Source organism: Ochrobactrum teleogrylli, from assembly GCF_006376685.1.
In the GTDB taxonomy this organism is placed as follows: domain Bacteria; phylum Pseudomonadota; class Alphaproteobacteria; order Rhizobiales; family Rhizobiaceae; genus Brucella; species Brucella teleogrylli.
In genome coordinates this window covers 115,258-133,537 of sequence record NZ_VEWL01000011.1, presented here as the reverse complement: position 1 = coordinate 133,537, position 18,280 = coordinate 115,258, and the positions used below count along the sequence as shown (strand labels likewise).

The window sequence follows — 18,280 nt, the reverse complement described above, 5'->3', positions numbered from 1 at the left end:
GCCCCCGCTCGTGGAGCATGCTATGACGACCTTTCTACAAATCCTATTGAACGGCCTCATGCTTGGTGGACTGTTCGCAATTGTCGCCATCGGCCTGACGCTGATTTTCGGCATCGTCAAAGTCGTGAACTTTGCCCATGGGGAATTCCTCATGGCAGGCATGTTCGTGACATGGATGATCACAACGAGGCTGGGACTCCATCCCTATGCCGCAGTGATCATTGTTGTACCCATGATGTTTCTATTGGGTGCGCTGACCCAGAGGCTGCTGATACAGCCGCTGATGTCAGCCGAGGACGACCATGTCCAGATTTTCGCCACCGTCGGTCTCTCCACGGCAATGATCAATCTCGCGCTGCTGATTTTCGGCGCGGACATCGCCAACACACCCAATTTCGGCCTGCGTGCACCAATCGAGATCGGTTCCTTACGCATTTTGACCGGACAGGTTTACATTTTCCTGGCGGCCATAGCGCTGGTGATCGTCCTGCAACTGTTTCTCAAGAAAAGCCAGACTGGTCGCGCCATTCGCGCCGTCGCCCAGCATCGCGTCGCCGCTGAGTTGATGGGTGTCAATGTATCACGCATCTACATTCTCAGTTTCGGCCTGGGGGCAGCCTGTGTCGGCTTCGCCGCCGTGTTGATTGCGCCCCTTTATCCGACCTCATCCAACATCGGCACCTATTTCGTGCTGACGGCCTTTGTGGTTGTCGTGCTCGGCGGTCTTGGTTCAATTCCGGGTGCGTTTTTCGGCGCGCTGATTATCGGCGTTATCGATGCGATGTCGGGTTACTACATCGGTTCCGATCTGCGGGAGGCTGTCGTATTCGGCATATTCCTGCTGATCCTCATTCTCAAGCCATCCGGCCTGTTCGGCAAGCGGCTTACCCTTTCGCACCTGTCCTGAGGAAAATTCATGAGCATCAGTGAAACTCTAAGCGGGACTGGCACGAAAAAAACCAGATTGGGCTGGGGCCCAATCGCCTTCTTCGGCGTTCTGGCCCTGCTGCTGCTTCTGCCGCTGGCGATCAACAACGCCTTCGTCTCGCATATCTTCATCACGATCTGCCTGTTTGCCGCGCTGTCCACCGCGTGGAATCTCGTCGGCGGCTTCGCCGGTCAGATGTCGCTCGGCCATGCCGTCTTCTATGGTATCGGCGGCTATACAGGCGTAATCCTGTTCAATCTGGGGATCAGCCCCTGGTTCAGCATGTTTGTGGGCGCGCTGATTGCAGCGCTGGTCGGCATGCTGATTTCCTATCCGTGTTTCCGTCTCAAGGGTCCGTTCTATTCTCTGGCCTCTATCGCGTTTCTTGAAGTGTTCCGCGTGCTTTCACTGCATTTCGGTTCGCTTACGGGCGGTGCAACAGGTCTGATGATCGAATTGCGTCTCGGCTGGACATGGATGGTGTTCCGCGAACGCTGGCCGTCACTGCTGATCGTCTTCGGCATGCTTCTGGTAACGCTGCTCGTTACCTGGGCCGTGCGTCGTTCGCGTCTGGGCTTTTATCTCGTCGCAACGCGTGAGCGTGAATCTGCAGCGCGTGCGGCAGGTGTCCGTACCGTTCGTGTGCGCCTGATTGCGGTTGCCATCTCGTCGGCCCTTTGCGCGATGCTCGGTACATTCCATGCAATGTATCTGACCTTCATCGAACCGGCGGCCATGTTCTCGCTCGCCTTCTCGATCCAGATTGCCATGTTCGCCCTTATCGGCGGTCTTGGCACTGTCGCAGGTCCGCTGCTTGGCGCAGCGCTTCTGGTGCCAATCACTGAATGGGCGCGTGCGTCGCTCGGTGCTTCTGCGCTCGGACTGCACGGCTTCGTCTATGGTCTGGTGTTGATCCTCGTCGTTCTCTTCATGCCGAATGGCATCATGGGCGCGCTCAAGCGGTTTACCCGCAAACCGACAGTGACTGACAGCAAGGATGCAGCGCCTGCGACCGAAACGGGACCCATCATTGCGCCAGCAACCGCAACTGCAGCGCCGTCTCCCGACCGGTCCGGCATCGGACAGGACATTCTGCGCGTCGAAAACCTCAACAAGCATTTCGGTGGCCTTCATGTTACCCGCAATGTCAGCTTCACATTGCGTGAAGGCGAGGTTCTTGGTCTGATCGGTCCGAATGGTGCAGGCAAAACCACGCTCTTCAATATGATTTCCGGCTTCATGAGCCCGGATGAGGGCAAGGTGAGTATGCGGGGTCCCGATGGCGAGTTCCATACGCCCAACAATCCCGCCGATTTTGCAGCGCTTGGTCTTGGCCGTACGTTCCAGATTGTCCAGCCCTTTGCGGCGATGACCGTTGAGGAAAACATCATGGTCGGCGCGTTCTATCGTCATCATGAAGAAAAAGACGCCCGCGAAGCGGCCCGCCAGACTGCTTGGCGTATGGGACTTGGCCCGTTGCTTAACGCAGAAGCGCGTGGCCTGACGATCGGTGGTTTGAAACGACTGGAAGTCGCCCGCGTCATGGCAATGGAACCGCGCGTTCTTCTGCTGGACGAAGTGATGGCTGGCATCAATCAGACCGACGTGCGTCGCGCCATTGATCTGATGTTGTCCATCCGCGACTCCGGCGTTTCGATCATCGCAATCGAACACGTGATGCAGGCTGTCATGTCGTTGTCGGATCGGGTGATCGTTCTTGCTTCGGGCGAGGTCATCGCACAGGGACGTCCGCAGGATGTCGTGCGCGATCCTCAAGTTGTGGAAGCCTATCTGGGCAAGGAGTTTGCACATGCTCACGCTTGAACATGTTGATGCCGGTTACGGCCCGACCACCATCCTGCAAGATGTCAGCCTTGATGTGAAGGAAGGTGAGATTGTAACGATTGTCGGCGCGAATGGCGCCGGCAAGACGACGACGCTGCGCACAATCGTCGGCCAGATCCAACCCCGCGCTGGCAAGATTACTTTCATGGGCGAGGATATAACGCGGCTACCGGCGCATGAGGTTGTGGATCGTGGCATCATTCTCGTGCCGGAAGGGCGTCAGCTTTTTCCTGATATGACGGTGCGCGAAAATCTCCAGATGGGAACCTATCGCAAGGCTGCCCGCGCCTCGCAGCAAAGCCGTCTGGAGGAAGTTCTGGAACTTTTCCCCCGTGTTCAGGAGCGTCTGGACCAGACCGCGTCGTCGCTTTCCGGCGGCGAGCAGCAAATGGTGGCTATTGCGCGCGGCATGATGGCAAATCCGCGCATCTTGATGTTCGACGAACCATCGCTCGGACTGGCGCCGATTGTCGTGTCGCAGGTTTTCGATGTGGTGCGCCAGATCGCGGCGACAGGAACCACCGTGCTGATTGTCGAACAAAACGTCTTCACGACGCTGAAAGTCGCGAATCGCGGTTACGTGCTCGAAAACGGACAGGTGGTTCTGGCCGATAGCTCGGAAGCACTTCTGAATAACGATCACGTTCGTCGCGCTTATCTTGGAATCTAAAAATGCAACTCACTGAAATTACGCCCGAAACGATCCGCCGCCGTCCATCGCATGAAGGTCGCAACGTCTTGGTGACGGGAGCCGCGCGCGGCATTGGTCGCGCAATCGCCCAGGCCTTTGTCGAGCGTCATGCGACGGTCGGTATCTGCGATCTCAATCCGCAAGATGTTGCTCGCGCCTGCGATGAACTGAATGCACTCGGTTTGGGACGTGCGGTTGCGGTCGCCTGCGATGTGTCGGACTATGATGCGCTCGTCGCAGCAATCGACGCGACGGGATTGGCTTTCGATACCGTGATCAACAATGCCGGTATTTCTCCCAAGCACGATGGCGTTGCGCACAAGGTCTGGCAGATGGCGCCCGACGAGTGGCGGCGGGTTGTCGATGTTAATCTGACGGGAACCTTCAACACTATTCGCGCCCTAACCCCAGCGATGGTGGAAGCCCGCCGTGGTTGGATCGTGAACACGTCGTCGGTAGCGGGGAAGACCTATTCGCCGATTGTAGCCTGCCATTATGCCGCGACGAAGTCGGCTATTATTGGCTTTACCAAACATCTGGCCGCCGAACTTGGGCCATTTTCAATCCGCGTGAACGCACTTGCTCCCGGGCGCATCGCAACGCCGATGGTCGCGGGCGTGGCTCCGGAGGTCAATGCCGAACAGGTCAAGCTGACGCCGATGGCGCGTCTTGGTGAACCGGCAGAAGTGGCGGATGTCGCTCTTTGGCTCACTTCAACTGAATCCAGCTTCGTTACCGGCCAGACAATCGATGTGGCTGGTGGGCTCTATATGACGTGAGGTGTCAGAAGTGATAACCGGACATACCAAGCTTTACGGCATCGTCGCCAACCCAATCGCTCACGTCAAAACACCCGAAGAGATGAACAATCACTTCGAAGCGTTGGGCTATGACGGCGTTTTGGTGCCATTCCATGTCGTGCCTGAAAATCTCGGGCGTTTCATCGACAATCTGCGCGGGATCGAGAACTTTGGCGGTCTGATTGTTACAGTTCCGCACAAGACGTCCGTTCTGGAGATGTGCGACCGGGTTGTCGGCGATGCCGCGCTGATCGGTGCTGTCAATACCATTCGTCGCGAGGCCGATGGTAGTCTGGTTGGCGCGATGCTGGACGGAAAAGGGTTCGTAAACGGTCTTGAATTCAACGGTATCGATGTGGCGGGCATGGATGCCTGCCTTCTCGGTGCGGGCGGTGCTGGAGCGGCGATTGCTTTCGCACTTGCCGAAGCTGGTATCGCGAAGCTGACCATTGTCAATCGTTCTGAAGAAAAGTCACGCGATCTGGCAGCGCGCGTAAGCAGCCGCTACCCTTCCGTGAAGGTTATCGCTGGGGCACCAGAAACTTCCAAACGCGATCTTGTCGTAAATGCTACATCCCTCGGCTTGCGTCCCGGTGACGGCTTGCCGCTCGACGATCTTTCCTTCCATGACGGTCAGATTGTGGCTGAAGTGATCATGGAACCCGAAATTACACCATTGCTGGCTGCCGCCCGAGAAAAGGGTGCACGTATCCATTTTGGTCGTCCGATGCTGCGACAGCAAATTCGCCTCATGGCGCAGCATATGGGCGTCAAGGCAGCGGCAGCTTAAAATGCCACGGAGTCAAATTTAGATGGCACAGGCTCTTCCGCAAAACGCGCGCTTCGATTTCATTATCGTAGGCGGTGGTACTGCTGGCTGCATTCTCGCCGAGGCGCTCACCCGCTCGGGCCGAAACAAGGTTCTGCTTTGCGAGGCCGGTGGCGAAGCAAGGTCACCCTGGATTCGCATCCCGGCTGGTTTCTACAAGCTTCTGGTCAATAAGCGTTACAACTGGGGTTTTTGGAGCACGGAAGAGGCAGCGACGGATTTTCGTCGCATCGCCATCCCACGCGGAAAGGGTCTCGGTGGTTCAACACTCATCAATGGCATGATTTATGTCCGCGGTCAGCCGCAGGATTATGAACACTGGCAAGAGCGGGGCGCCGCTGGTTGGGACTGGCAAGGTGTCCTACCATATTTCAAGGCCATTGAGCGCTGGCAGCTTCCAGATCCAGACGGTTTGCGCGGTCTTTCCGGACCGTTACCCGTAAATGAAGTGGTTGAAAAAAATGCCATTGGCGAGGCATTCATTGCTGCCGCGCAGGCGCAGGGCCAGAAATTCAATCCCGACTATAACGGTGCATCCCAGGAAGGTGTGGGTTGGTATCAGGTCAATCAATCGGGCGGTGAACGTTATTCCGCTGATCGTGCCTGGCTTGCGCAGGCGCGCAAACGCTCGAACCTGACCGTCCTGACCAACACCCGCGTGACGCGTATTCTCCTTGAGGGCAAGAAAGCTGTTGGCGTGGCTTTGACCGATGGTGGAGAGAGCCGCAACGTGTTGGCAAACGAAGTCATCATGACGGCAGGCGCAATCCAGACCCCCCAGCTTCTGGAGCTATCAGGCATTGGCGATCCGGATCGGCTGAAATCGATCGGCATAGAACCGGTCCACGCATTGCCGGGTGTGGGGGAAAACTACCTCGATCATTTCTGCACAAGAATGAACTGGCGTGTTTCGCAACCCGTAACGTTGAACGAATATACACGCGGACCGCGCCTTGTGGGTGAGGTTTTGAAATATGCGCTGAAACGGCGTGGCGTGCTAACCTATGGCACGGGTTTGAACCATGCGTTTCTGCGGTCGCGCCCAGAGCTTGATCGGCCAGACGTACAGTTTTTCTTTATGCATGCAAGTTACGCCAATGCTGCCGAGCGCAAGCTCCACCATTTTCCCGGCATGACGCTGGGGGTAACGCAGTTGAGGCCCCGGTCTCGCGGTTCGATCCATGCCGTGTCGGCGGATATCAATGTGCAGCCCGCTATCGTGCCGAACTTCCTGGACCACGAAGAAGACCGCCGCGCGATGGTGGACGGTATGAAGCTCGCGCGTCGGATCATCGACCAGAAGCCAATGGACGCCTTTCGCGTGGCAGAACTCAGCCCGGGTGAAAATTGCGCACGCGACGAGGATTGGCTGGCCTTTGCACGGGCCAATGGTCAGACGATCTATCATGCGGCGGGAACCTGCAGGATGGGTGAAGATTCCGGTGCGGTGGTTGACCCTTCGCTGCGTGTCCACGGGATATCGGGACTAAGGGTAATCGACGCCTCGGTCATGCCGGAAATGGTGTCCGGCAATACGCAGGCGGCCGTTATGATGCTGGCGGCCAAAGGGGCCGATCTCGTTTTGGGCAATAAACATTAAGTCGCTGTCGGGCGCACCGCTTGCGGCGCAATTGAATTATGCAGGAGATATCGATGTATCCTAAACTGACCCTGATCGTAGGTGGCGAAGAGCGTAACGAAGGTTCCGCTGGAACGCTGCGTCTGACAGACCCTTCGGACGGACGCGAACTGACAGTTGCTCCGCGTGCGGGTCGTGCGGAGGCAGAAGAAGCTGCCAGTTCTGCCGCGCAGGGTGGTGCCCAGTGGGCTGCGCTTTCGGCACTGGAGCGGTCCAAGATCATGCGCCGGGCAGCCGACATCATGCGCGAGCGTGCAGATGAGGCCGCCCTTGTCATGTCGATGGAACAGGGCAAGCCTCTGGTCGAGGCGCGGGGCGAGTGGCTGGGTTCAGCTGATCTTCTTGACTGGTTTGCCGAAGAAGGTCGGCGTGTTTACGGTCGTATCGTGCCTTCGCGTGCGCCAAACATTCAGATACAGGTGCTGAAGCATCCGGTCGGACCCGTGGCGGCCTTCACGCCCTGGAATTTTCCGGCATGGAATACGATGCAAAAGGTGGCCCCCGCATTGGGCGCTGGCTGTCCGGTCGTCATCAAGCCAGCGTCGGATACGCCTGGCACCGCATGGCTGATCGGCAAATGCCTGCTCGCTGCTGGATTGCCGCCCAAGGCAATTTCCGTCATCTGGGGGGCGACGTCCGAGCTTTCCGATACGCTTATCAAGGCACCTGAAATTCGGAAGGTCTCGCTGACCGGTTCAACGCGCGTGGGGCGTATCGTTGCCGCACAAGCGGGTGAACAGCTCAAGAAAGTTACAATGGAACTTGGTGGGCACGGTCCGGTCATTGTGGCGGCGGATGCTGATCTCGATCACCTCATCCCGCTCGCCGTGCAATGGAAGTTCCGCAATTGCGGACAGGTTTGCGTTTCGCCGACGCGCTTTATCGTCGATGCTTCCATCCACGATGAATTCGTGCGCCGTTTTGCTGAAAAGGCGCAGGAACTGAAGGTGGGCAAGGGCGTTGAGGCAGACACGCAGATGGGGCCGCTGACGTCGGCGAGCCAGCTTGAAACGGTTGTCGATATGGTTGCTGATGCCGTTACCAAGGGAGCCAAGGTTGAGACCGGCGGTAAACGGATTGGCGAAAGCGGGAATTTCTATGCGCCAACAATCCTGTCAGGCATGAAGTCCGATATGCTGGCAATGAACGAAGAGCCATTCGGTCCGCTCGCCCTCGTCATGCGCGTGAGTTCGCTTGATGAGGCCATCGCCGAGGGCAATCGGCTCCCGGTTGGTCTGGGTGCCTATCTTTTCACCTCCAGCATGACGACGGCACACAAGGTGCAAAACAGGTTGAAGAGCGGCATGCTTGGCGTCAATCATTTCGCGCTCGCCTTGCCTGAAACACCTTTCGGTGGTGTCCGCGATTCCGGCTTCGGTTCTGAAGGTGGTCTGGAAGGTATTGAAGCCTATCTGACGACGATGACCGTCACGACGATGATGGTCTGAAATCGTAAGCCCCGAGCACGAAAAGCCCTGCCATGGGTGGGGCTTTTCAAGAGATGTTGTGCCAGATAGCAAAGTTGTCAGAGGTCGTTCTTACCCGACAGATACGTTGTCATACGCTTGGCGGCATTTCTCAAATGTAGCTCTGCCGCAATTCCCGCGTCGTCTGCCAGACCCTTTTCGATTGCCTGATAGATGGCCTTGTGTTCGTCCTGCACTGCATCCAGCATGCCTGTGAGATTGGCACGCGTATTGGTGCGGGCCTGACGGATAACGTGGCGGGCCCCATATTCAAGATGCTTGCACAACGCAATAAAGTGCTGGTTATGGGTGGCCATCACGATGGCGTCATGGAAAGCATAGTCTTCTTCATCACCCAATTGATCGCTGATGATCGCATATTCCAGACCGATAAGCGCCCGCTTGATCCGTTTGAGGTCTTCGTCCGTGCGTTTGGCCGCCGCAATTCGGGTGGCCGCAACTTCGACGGTAACCAGAAGCTCCATCAGTTGCTCTAAAGACTGCGTTTCCTCAATGGCGAGTGGTTGGATCCGGAATGCTTTTTCGCTGCTTTTGTCGATGACAAAGACCCCGCTGCCTGCGCGGGCTTCGACCAGTCCATCCAGTTTCAATTGCGACAATGCTTCACGGACCACCGGCCGGCTGACCGCATATTCCGCTGATAGCTCGCGCTCGCTGGGCAGTTTCGTGCCGACAGGAAATTCGCCATTGCCGATGCGCTTCTCGATTTGTCGGGCGAGCTCATGGGGTAAATGGCCTGATAAGCGTGGGGGCGGCGCATTGCCGGTCGTTTCTTTCATCGCACCCCTCGCACAATTCTGTTTCGTTTCTGAATCATCTGGCTTCAAGCACAGATATCAAAATGCCGTAACTGGTCTAACAAGTCAACGGCCCTCCCTGAAGCGCCCGACGGCAATGACGTGAAATAGCAAATTTCGAGGACGGTAAGTTAAAAAAATATAACGAAAACAGCATGATATTTTTTGTATCGACTGGCCTTACTTGTCTATTGACTGGTCTTACCAGTTTGAGTTACGAATCTGGAACTGAAAGATAGGGTGACAGTTCTTGTGACTGTCGGATGCCGATCGGGGAGAGATCGGGAGGATGACTATGATGACTATGACAGCGCCGCTTGAAGTCGGGCTTGCCGTCAGAGACATGACGCAGATGCGCGCTTTCTATGAAGGCGCTCTGGGGCTGAGTTTTGTTTCCGAAATATATGTCGGCAGTGCGAAGGCAGCGCGGGCTGCCTTGAGTCCGGACGGCTACACCGTGGTTCGTCTGCAGTCGCAAAAGGGTGAACGTATCAAGTTGCTTCAGCCCGACCGTCTGCCAGCGGCGGGTGACGCATCCGGCCAAGGCTCTATTCTGGAGCGTGCGGGTGCCAGCTATCTGACATTCATCGTTGACGATTTGAAGGCGCTTGTCGGTGATCTCATCAGACATGGTGCTGAACTGTTGACCGGCAGCGAGCCGGTTGAGGTGCGTCCCGGAGTATGGCTCGCTTTTCTGAGCGATCCCGAGGGGCATATCGTGGAAATCGTTCAGTATGACGATGTTTCCGTTTACCGCGCCGATCTGGCTTAAAGGAACCGACAATGATGTTTGATTTTAACAACCGGACCCTTGTACTGTCCGGCGCGAATGGCGGGATCGGTCGTTCTATTGCCGCGCTGTTTTATGCCTCGGGCGCTAATCTGGTTCTGACGGACATTGACAAGAGCGCATTGGACAGTTTTGCAGCTTCATTGGGTGGCGACGAGCGTATTGCGACCATTCAGGCGGATGCTGCAAGCGCGGAGGATGCCGAAAAGACGATAGCGCTGGCGGGCGAGCGATTTGGCGGGATCGATTTTCTTGTGCCATCTGCCGGTATCTATCAGGCCAAGCCGTTTGCTGAGATGAGCGATGTTGATTGGCACCGCACGATCTCGATCAATCTCGACGGCGTCTTCTACCTCTGCAAACGAGCGCTTCCCGCTCTGAACGAAGGCTCGTCCATAGTAACATTGGCATCACTGGCCGCCTATCGCGGCGCATTTGTGAACGCCCATTATGGTGCCACCAAGGGCGCGATGGTTTCCATGACCCGCGCCCTGTCGCGCGAGCTTGCGCCCAAAACGCGGGTCAATGGTGTGGCGCCGGGCATCATAGAAACGCCGATGATCATCGATCTGCTCAAGACACGTATGGATGAGACCATGTCGCAGACACCGCTCAAACGTCTCGGCAAGCCATCCGAAATCGCGTCAGTTGTCGCTTTCCTCTGTTCACCGGCAGCCAGCTTCATCACTGGCGAAACCATTCAGGTGAATGGCGGAATTTATATGGCGTAAGCGCCTTGCGTAAGGGAATGGACGCAAAATGGAACTCTTGAAGGACAAGCTTGTACTCGTCACAGGGGCGGGGCGCGGTCTTGGCGCCGCAATTGCGGCGGGCATGGCGGCGCAGGGTGCACGGCTTATTTTGGTGGATATCGATGGTGACGCAGCAAAGGCGCAGGCCGCACATCTGGTAGCGCAAGGTTATGCCGCCGAAGGTTACCCACTGGACGTCACCGACCGTATCGCCGTCAAAAACCTTGCCGCCGATATTCTGGAGCGACTGGGCGGCCTTGATGTGCTGGTCAACAATGCCGGTGTTGCTGGTCGTGCAGCCTTTGATCAGCCGGAAGCCGCCGAGGTGTGGGATCGCGTCATCGGGGTCAATCTTGAAGGTGCGTTCAATGTTTCGCATGCCTTCGTGCCTGCGTTGAAAGTCGCGAAGGGCAATGTGGTTCACCTTTGTTCCGTGGCAGGATTCGTGGCCGGTGGGTCGACAGCCGGTTACGTCGTTTCCAAAGGCGCGATCCGCTCACTGACACAAGTCATGGCACGTGATCTCGCCCCTTACGGCATCCGCGTCAATGCGGTCGCGCCCGGGATCATGATGAGCGAGATGGCCGTCGCCCAGCTGAACCGCCCCGGCGGTGCGGATTGGTTCATGAACCGCGTTTTGTTGAAGCGCATCGGTGAAACCAACGAAGTCGTCGATCCTGTCGTTTTCCTGGCCTCCGCCATGGCGAGCTACATCACCGGCACGATCTTGCCGGTCGATGGTGGCTTCCTGGCTGCCTGATTGTCATTACAGAGCATAGCTCCGGAGATTTTTGATGCCCGAATATAAAGATCTTGTTCCGCACAGCTTCTGGCGGGAAGTCATCCCAACGGATGCCGATCGTGCCGCCTTCGATCTCACGCTTGGCGGGACAATGCTTTCCCAAATGCATTTGATCCGCGCCTTTGAAGAAAAGGTTCTTGAACTTGCGGGTCAGGGTCTCGTGCACGGTCCAGCGCATTCGGCGATTGGACAGGAAGGCGGTGCCGTAGGTTCTGCAGTATCGTTGAGAGCCAGCGATCAGATAAATGGCTCCCACCGCGCCCACCATCAGTTTCTTGCCAAGGCGCTTGGTTATGTCGCCCAGAGCGGCATCGATCCCAAGAGCGCGTTCAATCAGGATGTTCGCGAACTCGCACAACGCACACTCGCGGAAATTTTGGGCTTGTCGCAGGGCTTTTGTCGTGGTCGCGGCGGTTCGATGCATTTGCGTTGGGCCGAATCCGGCAATCTTGGCACCAATGCCATTGTCGGCGGTGGTGTGCCGATGGCAGCTGGCGCGGCATGGGCGCATAAGCGGGCCGGTTCCGGTGATGTCGTCTACACCTATTTCGGCGATGGAGCGACCAATATCGGTTCGGTTCTGGAAACCATGAACCTCGCCGCCGCCTGGAAACTGCCGATTTGCTTCTTTATCGAAAATAATCGCTATGCGGTCTCCACGCATGTGGACGAAGTGACCGCCGAAACGCGGCTTTCCTCGCGTGGTCTCGCATTCAATATTCCATCCTTCAAGGTTGACGGCATGGACCCTATCGCCGTCTGGCTGGCCTCGGAGCAAGCCAACGCAATCATGCGGGCAGGCGATGGTCCGACGATTATCGAAGCCGACGTCTATCGTTATTTCCACCAGAATGGTCCGCTGCCGGGAAGCGCCTTCGGCTATCGTTCCAAGGAAGAAGAAGCGGAATGGCGCGGTCGCGATCCGCTAGACGCATTGGCTGAAACGCTGCTCAAACGTCAGGCTTTGGGCGATGACGCAATCAAGGCATTGCGTGAGCGTTGCGTGTCTCTCATGAATGATGTCGCAGGCGAACTGATCGAAATGCATGAGGGCAAGCGTCGTATCATTCCTGCGCTTTGGCCTGAAGAAAGCTTCCGCGATTTCGGACTGCGTGGAGACCTGTCGGAATTCAGCGGCGTGCGCTTTGAAGAGCAGGAGCAATTCTCCGGCAAGCTGACAGACGATGCACGTTTCATCGATGCTGTTGCCGATGTCATGACACGCCGCATGCAGACAGACGAGCGCATCGTTGTTCTGGGCGAAGACGTGCACCGTCTCAAAGGCGGAACCAACGGCGCAACGCGCGGGCTGTCGGCAGAGTTTCCAGATCGTGTGCTGGGAACGCCGATTTCCGAAAACGCCTTCACCGGCGTTGCAGGCGGTATGGCCGCCGATGGCCGGGTGCTTCCGGTGATCGAATTCATGTATCCCGACTTCATGTGGGTTGCCGCCGATCAGGTATTCAACCAGATCGGCAAGGCTCGCCATATGTTTGGTGGTGATAGCGATATGCCAGTGGTGTTGCGTACGAAAGTTGCGATGGGCACAGGATATGGCTCGCAGCACTCTATGGACCCGGCGGGCATTTTCGCGACCGCGCCTGGCTGGCGCATTGTTGCTCCCTCGACGCCATTCGACTATGTCGGCCTGATGAATTCGGCGTTGCTTTGTCGCGACCCGGTTCTGGTTCTCGAACATGTCGATCTTTACGCCTCGAAGGGCGCTGCACCGGCAGACGATCTCGATTACTTCATTCCGCTGGGTAAGGCGAAGGTGGTGCGTTCCGGTTCGAAGGTTACGGTCCTGACGTATCTGGCCATGGTAGCCAAGACGCAAGCGGTGGTCGATGCGTTGGGTATTGACGTTGAAATCATCGATCTGCGTTCACTCGACCGGGCAGGGCTTGACTGGGAGACTATCGAAGCCTCGATCCGCAAAACGGGGAATGTCCTGATTGTGGAGCAGGGCGCGTCGGGTACATCCTATGGCGGCTGGCTAGCGGATGAATTACAGCGCCGTTGCTTCGACTGGCTGGATCAACCGATAGCCCGTGTTCATGGTGCCGAAGCGTCGCCATCCATCTCGAAGGTTCTGGAAGCCGCCGCTGCGGCGCGACCGCAGGATATCGATGCAGGTCTGCGTGCGGTCATGGCAGCCCAGGGTCTGCCGATCGAAGACTGAAGGAAGGAAACAGACAATGCCGATTGAAGTTGTATTGCCTGCCCTTTCGGCAGGAATGGAAGATGCTGTCATTGCGCGTTGGCTCAGAGCGGAAGGTGACACGGTCAACAAGGGCGATCTGATTGCCGAAGTCGAAACCGACAAGGCGACGATGGAACTCGAAGCTGAAACTGATGGGCGTATCGGTAAGCTATTCGTCCAGAACGGCGAACGGGCAAACGTCAATCAGGTCATTGCCGTCCTGTTGACAACTGGAGAAGACCAATCCGCGATTGCTGACCCTCTTCTCACTGAACAGGTTGTTACAGCCCCGGTGGAAGTGGCAGCTCATAGTATTGGTCTGTCTCCCGATAATGCTACGGTGGCGTCTCTCGCACAGCTTTCGGATGGCACCCGCCATAAGGCTTCACCTCTTGCACGACGTCTGGCAATGGAGCACGGCATCTCACTCGATGGCGTTCTCGGCAGTGGCCCTAAAGGCCGCATTGTGCGCATCGACGTAGAGCGCCAGATCGCGTCCCTAACGGTTGCCCCCACACCTCAACCGGTCGCAACAGTTGCATCGTTATCACCGAAGGGTCTCCCGGCAGGTATCGGTGAATATGAAACCATTCCGCACACATCGATGCGTCGTACCATTGCGCGTCGGCTGCTTGAGGCGAAAACAACAGTACCGCATTTCTATCTCAATGCTGATTGCGATATCGATGCACTTCTTACGCTGCGCGGCCAGATTAACGAGAAGCGCGACAGTGCGTCACGAATTTCCGTCAATGATTTCGTTATTAAGGCTGCGGCTGTCGCCTTGCGCCGGGTGCCCGATGCCAATGTCATTTGGACGGACGACGCATTGTTAAAGCTCAAAAGTGTGGATATCGCCGTGGCTGTTGCGACGGACGGAGGCCTCATCACGCCCATCATCCGCAATGCTGACCAAATCAGCATTGGCGCGATCTCTGCGGAGATGAAATCTCTGGCAGCCCGGGCCAGAGACAACGGATTGAAACCGGAGGAGTTTCAGGGGGGCGGGTTCTCGATCTCCAATCTTGGCATGTATGGCGTCAAATCGTTCTCAGCCATCATCAACCCACCACAAAGTGCCATTTTGGCTGTCGGCGCGGGTGAACGTCGCCCGGTTGAACGCGAGGGTCAACTTGCATTCGCAACGATGATGAGCCTGACACTTTCCGTCGATCATCGTGCGGTGGACGGTGCCTTGGGTGCGCAATTGCTTGCAGCATTCAAGATGGCCATCGAAGATCCGATGTCACTGCTGGTCTGATTGGGTGGCGTTTGGTTGAAGACTGCAACTACCGCGAACGGTGCTTGCAGTCTTCTACGGATATGCAATGGTTTTCGCGCCTTGACTATCCGTGGCTGGAATCGTTTGGCACAACCGGTTCTGAATTGTTCCGGACTTTGCCTCGATGGAAAATGAACAATCCTGCCAAAACAATGACCGAAGCGCCAACCAGCATCATCGCATCGGGAAGATCGTTAAAGAATAACCATCCGAGAACAATTGCCCAGAGCAGCAGAGTATATTGCAATGGCGCCAGCACGGATGCCGGAGCGAGTTTGAGCGCGCGCGTGATCAAGAGATGCGCTGTACACGAGACGACGCCCAATAGCAGCAGTGCAAGCAATTGATTGGTGTCCATAGGATTCCAGTTGCCGATGCTGAGAACCATGCCGATCACGAGACAGCCTATTGTCTGCCAGGTTACCAGTGTCGCGTCGGGCGTGGAACGAAGCACGCGACCCAGAACCAGCGTGAGTGCGAATGCTATACTACCCAACAGGCCGAAGATCGAAGGCCACGACAACATTGCTGAAGATGGGCGCAAGGCGATGACGACACCGGCGAACCCGATAAGAACCGCGAGCCAGCGACGCCAGCCGATCTTCTCACCGAGCAGGAAATGCGAAAGGGCCGCAATATAGATCGGGCCTGCCATATAAAAGGTCATAACATCGGCGAGCGGCAGATAAGCAACAGCGGCATAGAAAAGCCCGGTGTCGGCAGTTGCCAAAATGACGCGAGCCAGTTGCAGGCTTGGCTTTTCCACCTGAAAAAGCGATGTTTTTGGCCGCCGGGAAAGCATGGGGCCGAGAACGAGAAACGCGCCAACCGAGCGGATGAACAGAACCTGGCCGACAGAAAAGCTCTCTACCAGCCATTTTCCCATGGCGTCGTTCATGGCGAACATGAAGTCGCCGAGCAACATCAGAAGAATGCCGGCAAGGATTGCATTGCCGCTCACGGCAACGGCGATTTTGTTATTCATAATTTTGGACGTCCGCCCGATTTGGAAGTCTGCTTGACGGATACAGAAATTCCGTCAAAAGCACCCGCATTGCCTATAATGTCCGCAATTGCTTACGCTTCAGGCAGAATCCTTGCAAGCGCCTTTTGTTGGCTTCGATGGCGCTGATCATTCAAGTTCTCGGGGTGTTTTCGAGCCCTTTAAGATCAAAGCCCGTCTAATTTAATAGACGGGCTTATGCCAAAATACTTATTCGCCAAGCACTATGCTCGCTTGGGATGAGGGCCCTGCTGCTGGTCAGGCAAGCACGAGAATCTTGACTGGCAATAAGTACTTCGGCCATCAACCGGCAAAGGAACGACAAGCCGGAAGATCAGTTCACTCAGAGTCCGTTGAAGAATGTGCTGAGCCGGTCCATCGCCTGTTCGAGCCTTTCGTAGCTTTCAGAGCCGAAGCACACCCGCAGGTGGTTGTCACCCGATTTGCCGTAGAAGCCACCAGCTTCCACAACGACGCCGACTTGTTCAAGGATCATGTCCGCCGCCTTTTGGGAGTTAAGGCCAGTGCCACTGATGTCTGGAAAAGCGTAGATCGTGCCCTGCGGACTCTCGCAGGTCACGCCCGGCATTTGGTTGAGGCGGCTGACAACGAGGTCACGCTTGCGGCGGTCGTCGGCGACCATCTCATCAAGAATAGCAGCCGGGCCGGTCACAGCAGCCAGGGCGCCGTACTGAATGAAAGTGTTGACGTGGGTGATCTCGTTTGCCGTGAGCTTGAGGAAAGCAGGCATCATGGACGCATCGGCGACGACGTAGCCAAGCCGCCATCCATCCATCGCATAGGCTTTGGTGAAGGCGAACATCGAAATCGTGCGTTCCTTCATGCCCGGCAGTGCGGCGATAGAGATATGTTCCGCGCCATCGAACAAAATTTGCTCATAGACCTCATCGGAGACGATGACGAGATCGTGTTTGATGGCCAGATCCGCCAGAATTTCAAGTTCGGCGCGGCTATAGACACGGCCAGTCGGGTTGGAGGGATTGACCAGCACGATCATGCGTGTCCGCGTGGTAATCAACGGTTCGATCAGCTCGCGGCTGATGCTGAAATTCGTCTTGGGATCGAGCGGCGCCAATATTACGCGAGCGCCGGTCATCTCGATCTTGTTGATATGCTGCGGATAATAGGGTTCCAGCAGGATCGCCTCGTCGCCCTCATCAAGGAGAGCCATGAAAGCGACAAATGATGCCTGGGTCAGGCCATTGACCATGAGAATTTCGTCGGCGCTTACGTCGATCTTGTTGTAGTCGGCGAGTTTTGTCTTCAGGGCTTGGCGCAGTTCCGCTTCGCCGCGCATGTCGCTGTAATGCACGTGACCGTCACGCAAGGCCTTGATCGCGGCGTCCTTAATATGCGCTGGCGTGTCGTGGAAGGGCCGGCCGAGTTCGAGATGAATGAGGTCAACGCCGGAGGAAGCCAGTGCTGCGGCCTTCTGGAACATGCCGAAGCTCTTGGGAGAGGTTTGCGTAATCCGCCGCGCAAAACGTGCCATCTGATCATTCCTGTGCTGGTCTCTATAAGCCCGGATTATCGTTTCAGGGCCGTGATGCAGATTCTTTACTGAAATTTGAGCGTTTGATCAAATGATATATCGGCTTGTTTTCGGTCTTGCGAAATGCAAAAGTTGAGTGGAGTATTGTTCGCCAACCAAGCAAGGAGTCCGATTGTTGTCACTCGATGAAGGATTTGGTCCCGTTTCCGGCCGAGTGACCGTACAGGATGCCGTCTACCTGCAGTTGCGTGAGGCGCTGCTGATCGGCCGTTTCGATCCCGGTCAGGTGCTGACCATCGCGTCTTTGTCGCAGACATTCGATACCAGCCATATGCCCGTGCGCGAGGCGTTGCGGCGGCTTGCTGCGGAGAACGCGCTGGAGGTGGCGCGCAACGGTTCGGCGCGAGTGCCGCCCGTCAGTGTCGCGCGGCTGGATGATTTGTGTCAGGCAAGGGCCACTGTGGAGGGCCTTGCAACGGAATTGGCGGCGCAGGCCATTACTGCGGATGAAATCGACGCACTCGAAGCCAATATCGTGCTGCATGAAGCTTGCGCTGGCGAGGAGCAGGTTTACGCCATGCTCGATCGCAATCGCGAATTTCACTATCTGATCTATAAAGCTTCCCATTCTGAAGTTCTTATGCAGCTGATAGACACGCTGTGGTTGCGGTATGGTCCATATATGCGAATGTTGTCGGCCTATGTGCAGCCGCGCATGAAGGCGGAAGGCGACAAGGCCTATACGCGGAATCACCGCCGCATCGTCGCGGCGATGAAGTCCCGTGACGCTGGCCGTGCCCGCGAAGCCATGGTGTCCGATATACGCGATACGCAGGATCTTTTGCGTACACTGATTGTGGAATAGTAACCACCCGCTGCTTCCGCATGTGCGTTATCTCCATTCTGCGTCTAAAAAAAT

16 protein-coding genes are annotated in these 18,280 nt (G+C 56.5%); 13 read left to right on the top strand and 3 right to left on the bottom strand.

The window, feature by feature from the left end; genetic code table 11:
* Positions 1-22: 22 nt before the first annotated feature.
* Genes FIC94_RS22680 through FIC94_RS16825 form a run of 7 tightly spaced genes read left to right on the top strand, consistent with a single transcriptional unit; the run spans position 23 to position 8,180 of the window.
* The gene (locus tag FIC94_RS22680) at positions 23-907 is read left to right on the top strand and encodes a branched-chain amino acid ABC transporter permease (RefSeq protein ID WP_124915353.1); all 885 of its coding nucleotides are present in this window, start codon (positions 23-25) and stop codon (positions 905-907) included.
* 9 nt (positions 908-916) lie between these two features.
* The gene (locus FIC94_RS16850) at positions 917-2,752 is read left to right on the top strand and encodes a branched-chain amino acid ABC transporter ATP-binding protein/permease (protein WP_235892040.1); all 1,836 of its coding nucleotides are present in this window, start codon (positions 917-919) and stop codon (positions 2,750-2,752) included.
* A complete protein-coding gene (locus FIC94_RS16845; RefSeq protein ID WP_121537589.1) occupies positions 2,739-3,443 on the top strand; it encodes an ABC transporter ATP-binding protein in 705 nt (234 codons plus the stop codon). The genes FIC94_RS16850 and FIC94_RS16845 overlap by 14 nt, the downstream gene beginning before the upstream one ends.
* A gap of 2 nt (positions 3,444-3,445) precedes the next feature.
* Positions 3,446-4,243, top strand: coding sequence for a 3-oxoacyl-ACP reductase FabG (fabG, locus tag FIC94_RS16840; RefSeq protein WP_109366208.1), 798 nt, complete (start codon positions 3,446-3,448; stop codon positions 4,241-4,243).
* Between the two features lie 10 nt (positions 4,244-4,253).
* The gene (locus FIC94_RS16835) at positions 4,254-5,054 is read left to right on the top strand and encodes a shikimate dehydrogenase family protein (protein ID WP_121537591.1); all 801 of its coding nucleotides are present in this window, start codon (positions 4,254-4,256) and stop codon (positions 5,052-5,054) included.
* 22 nt (positions 5,055-5,076) lie between these two features.
* Positions 5,077-6,693 carry a GMC family oxidoreductase gene (locus FIC94_RS16830; protein WP_140025632.1) on the top strand — a complete coding sequence of 539 codons (1,617 nt, stop codon included), beginning with the start codon at positions 5,077-5,079 and terminating at the stop codon, positions 6,691-6,693.
* 53 nt (positions 6,694-6,746) lie between these two features.
* Positions 6,747-8,180, top strand: a complete 1,434-nt coding sequence (locus FIC94_RS16825; protein WP_140025631.1) for an NAD-dependent succinate-semialdehyde dehydrogenase — start codon at positions 6,747-6,749, stop codon at positions 8,178-8,180.
* A 77-nt stretch (positions 8,181-8,257) separates the two neighbouring features.
* Here the strand turns inward: FIC94_RS16825 and FIC94_RS16820 are convergent, their stop codons facing one another.
* Positions 8,258-8,998 carry a FadR/GntR family transcriptional regulator gene (locus FIC94_RS16820; RefSeq protein WP_140025630.1) on the bottom strand — a complete coding sequence of 247 codons (741 nt, stop codon included), beginning with the start codon at positions 8,996-8,998 and terminating at the stop codon, positions 8,258-8,260.
* Positions 8,999-9,311: 313 nt separating this feature from the next.
* Here FIC94_RS16820 and FIC94_RS16815 point away from each other — a divergent pair, with 313 nt between their 5' ends.
* Genes FIC94_RS16815 through FIC94_RS16795 form a run of 5 tightly spaced genes read left to right on the top strand, consistent with a single transcriptional unit; the run spans position 9,312 to position 14,824 of the window.
* The gene (locus tag FIC94_RS16815; protein ID WP_140025629.1) at positions 9,312-9,788 is read left to right on the top strand and encodes a VOC family protein; all 477 of its coding nucleotides are present in this window, start codon (positions 9,312-9,314) and stop codon (positions 9,786-9,788) included.
* Between the two features lie 11 nt (positions 9,789-9,799).
* Positions 9,800-10,537, top strand: a complete 738-nt coding sequence (locus FIC94_RS16810) for an SDR family NAD(P)-dependent oxidoreductase (protein ID WP_140025628.1) — start codon at positions 9,800-9,802, stop codon at positions 10,535-10,537.
* Positions 10,538-10,565: 28 nt separating this feature from the next.
* Positions 10,566-11,318, top strand: a complete 753-nt coding sequence (locus FIC94_RS16805) for an SDR family NAD(P)-dependent oxidoreductase (protein ID WP_140025627.1) — start codon at positions 10,566-10,568, stop codon at positions 11,316-11,318.
* 34 nt (positions 11,319-11,352) lie between these two features.
* A complete protein-coding gene (locus tag FIC94_RS16800) occupies positions 11,353-13,542 on the top strand; it encodes an alpha-ketoacid dehydrogenase subunit alpha/beta (RefSeq protein ID WP_140025626.1) in 2,190 nt (729 codons plus the stop codon).
* A 16-nt stretch (positions 13,543-13,558) separates the two neighbouring features.
* Positions 13,559-14,824, top strand: coding sequence for a pyruvate dehydrogenase complex dihydrolipoamide acetyltransferase (locus FIC94_RS16795; protein WP_140025625.1), 1,266 nt, complete (start codon positions 13,559-13,561; stop codon positions 14,822-14,824).
* 85 nt (positions 14,825-14,909) lie between these two features.
* Here FIC94_RS16795 and FIC94_RS16790 read toward each other — a convergent pair whose 3' ends face one another.
* Both FIC94_RS16790 and FIC94_RS16785 read right to left on the bottom strand, forming a co-directional pair.
* Positions 14,910-15,830, bottom strand: a complete 921-nt coding sequence (locus FIC94_RS16790) for a DMT family transporter (RefSeq protein ID WP_121537607.1) — start codon at positions 15,828-15,830, stop codon at positions 14,910-14,912.
* A 361-nt stretch (positions 15,831-16,191) separates the two neighbouring features.
* The gene (locus tag FIC94_RS16785; RefSeq protein ID WP_140025624.1) at positions 16,192-17,361 is read right to left on the bottom strand and encodes a pyridoxal phosphate-dependent aminotransferase; all 1,170 of its coding nucleotides are present in this window, start codon (positions 17,359-17,361) and stop codon (positions 16,192-16,194) included.
* A 175-nt stretch (positions 17,362-17,536) separates the two neighbouring features.
* Between FIC94_RS16785 and FIC94_RS16780 the strand changes: the two genes are divergently transcribed.
* Positions 17,537-18,226, top strand: a complete 690-nt coding sequence (locus tag FIC94_RS16780; RefSeq protein WP_121537611.1) for a GntR family transcriptional regulator — start codon at positions 17,537-17,539, stop codon at positions 18,224-18,226.
* The last annotated feature ends 54 nt before the right edge of the window (positions 18,227-18,280 follow it).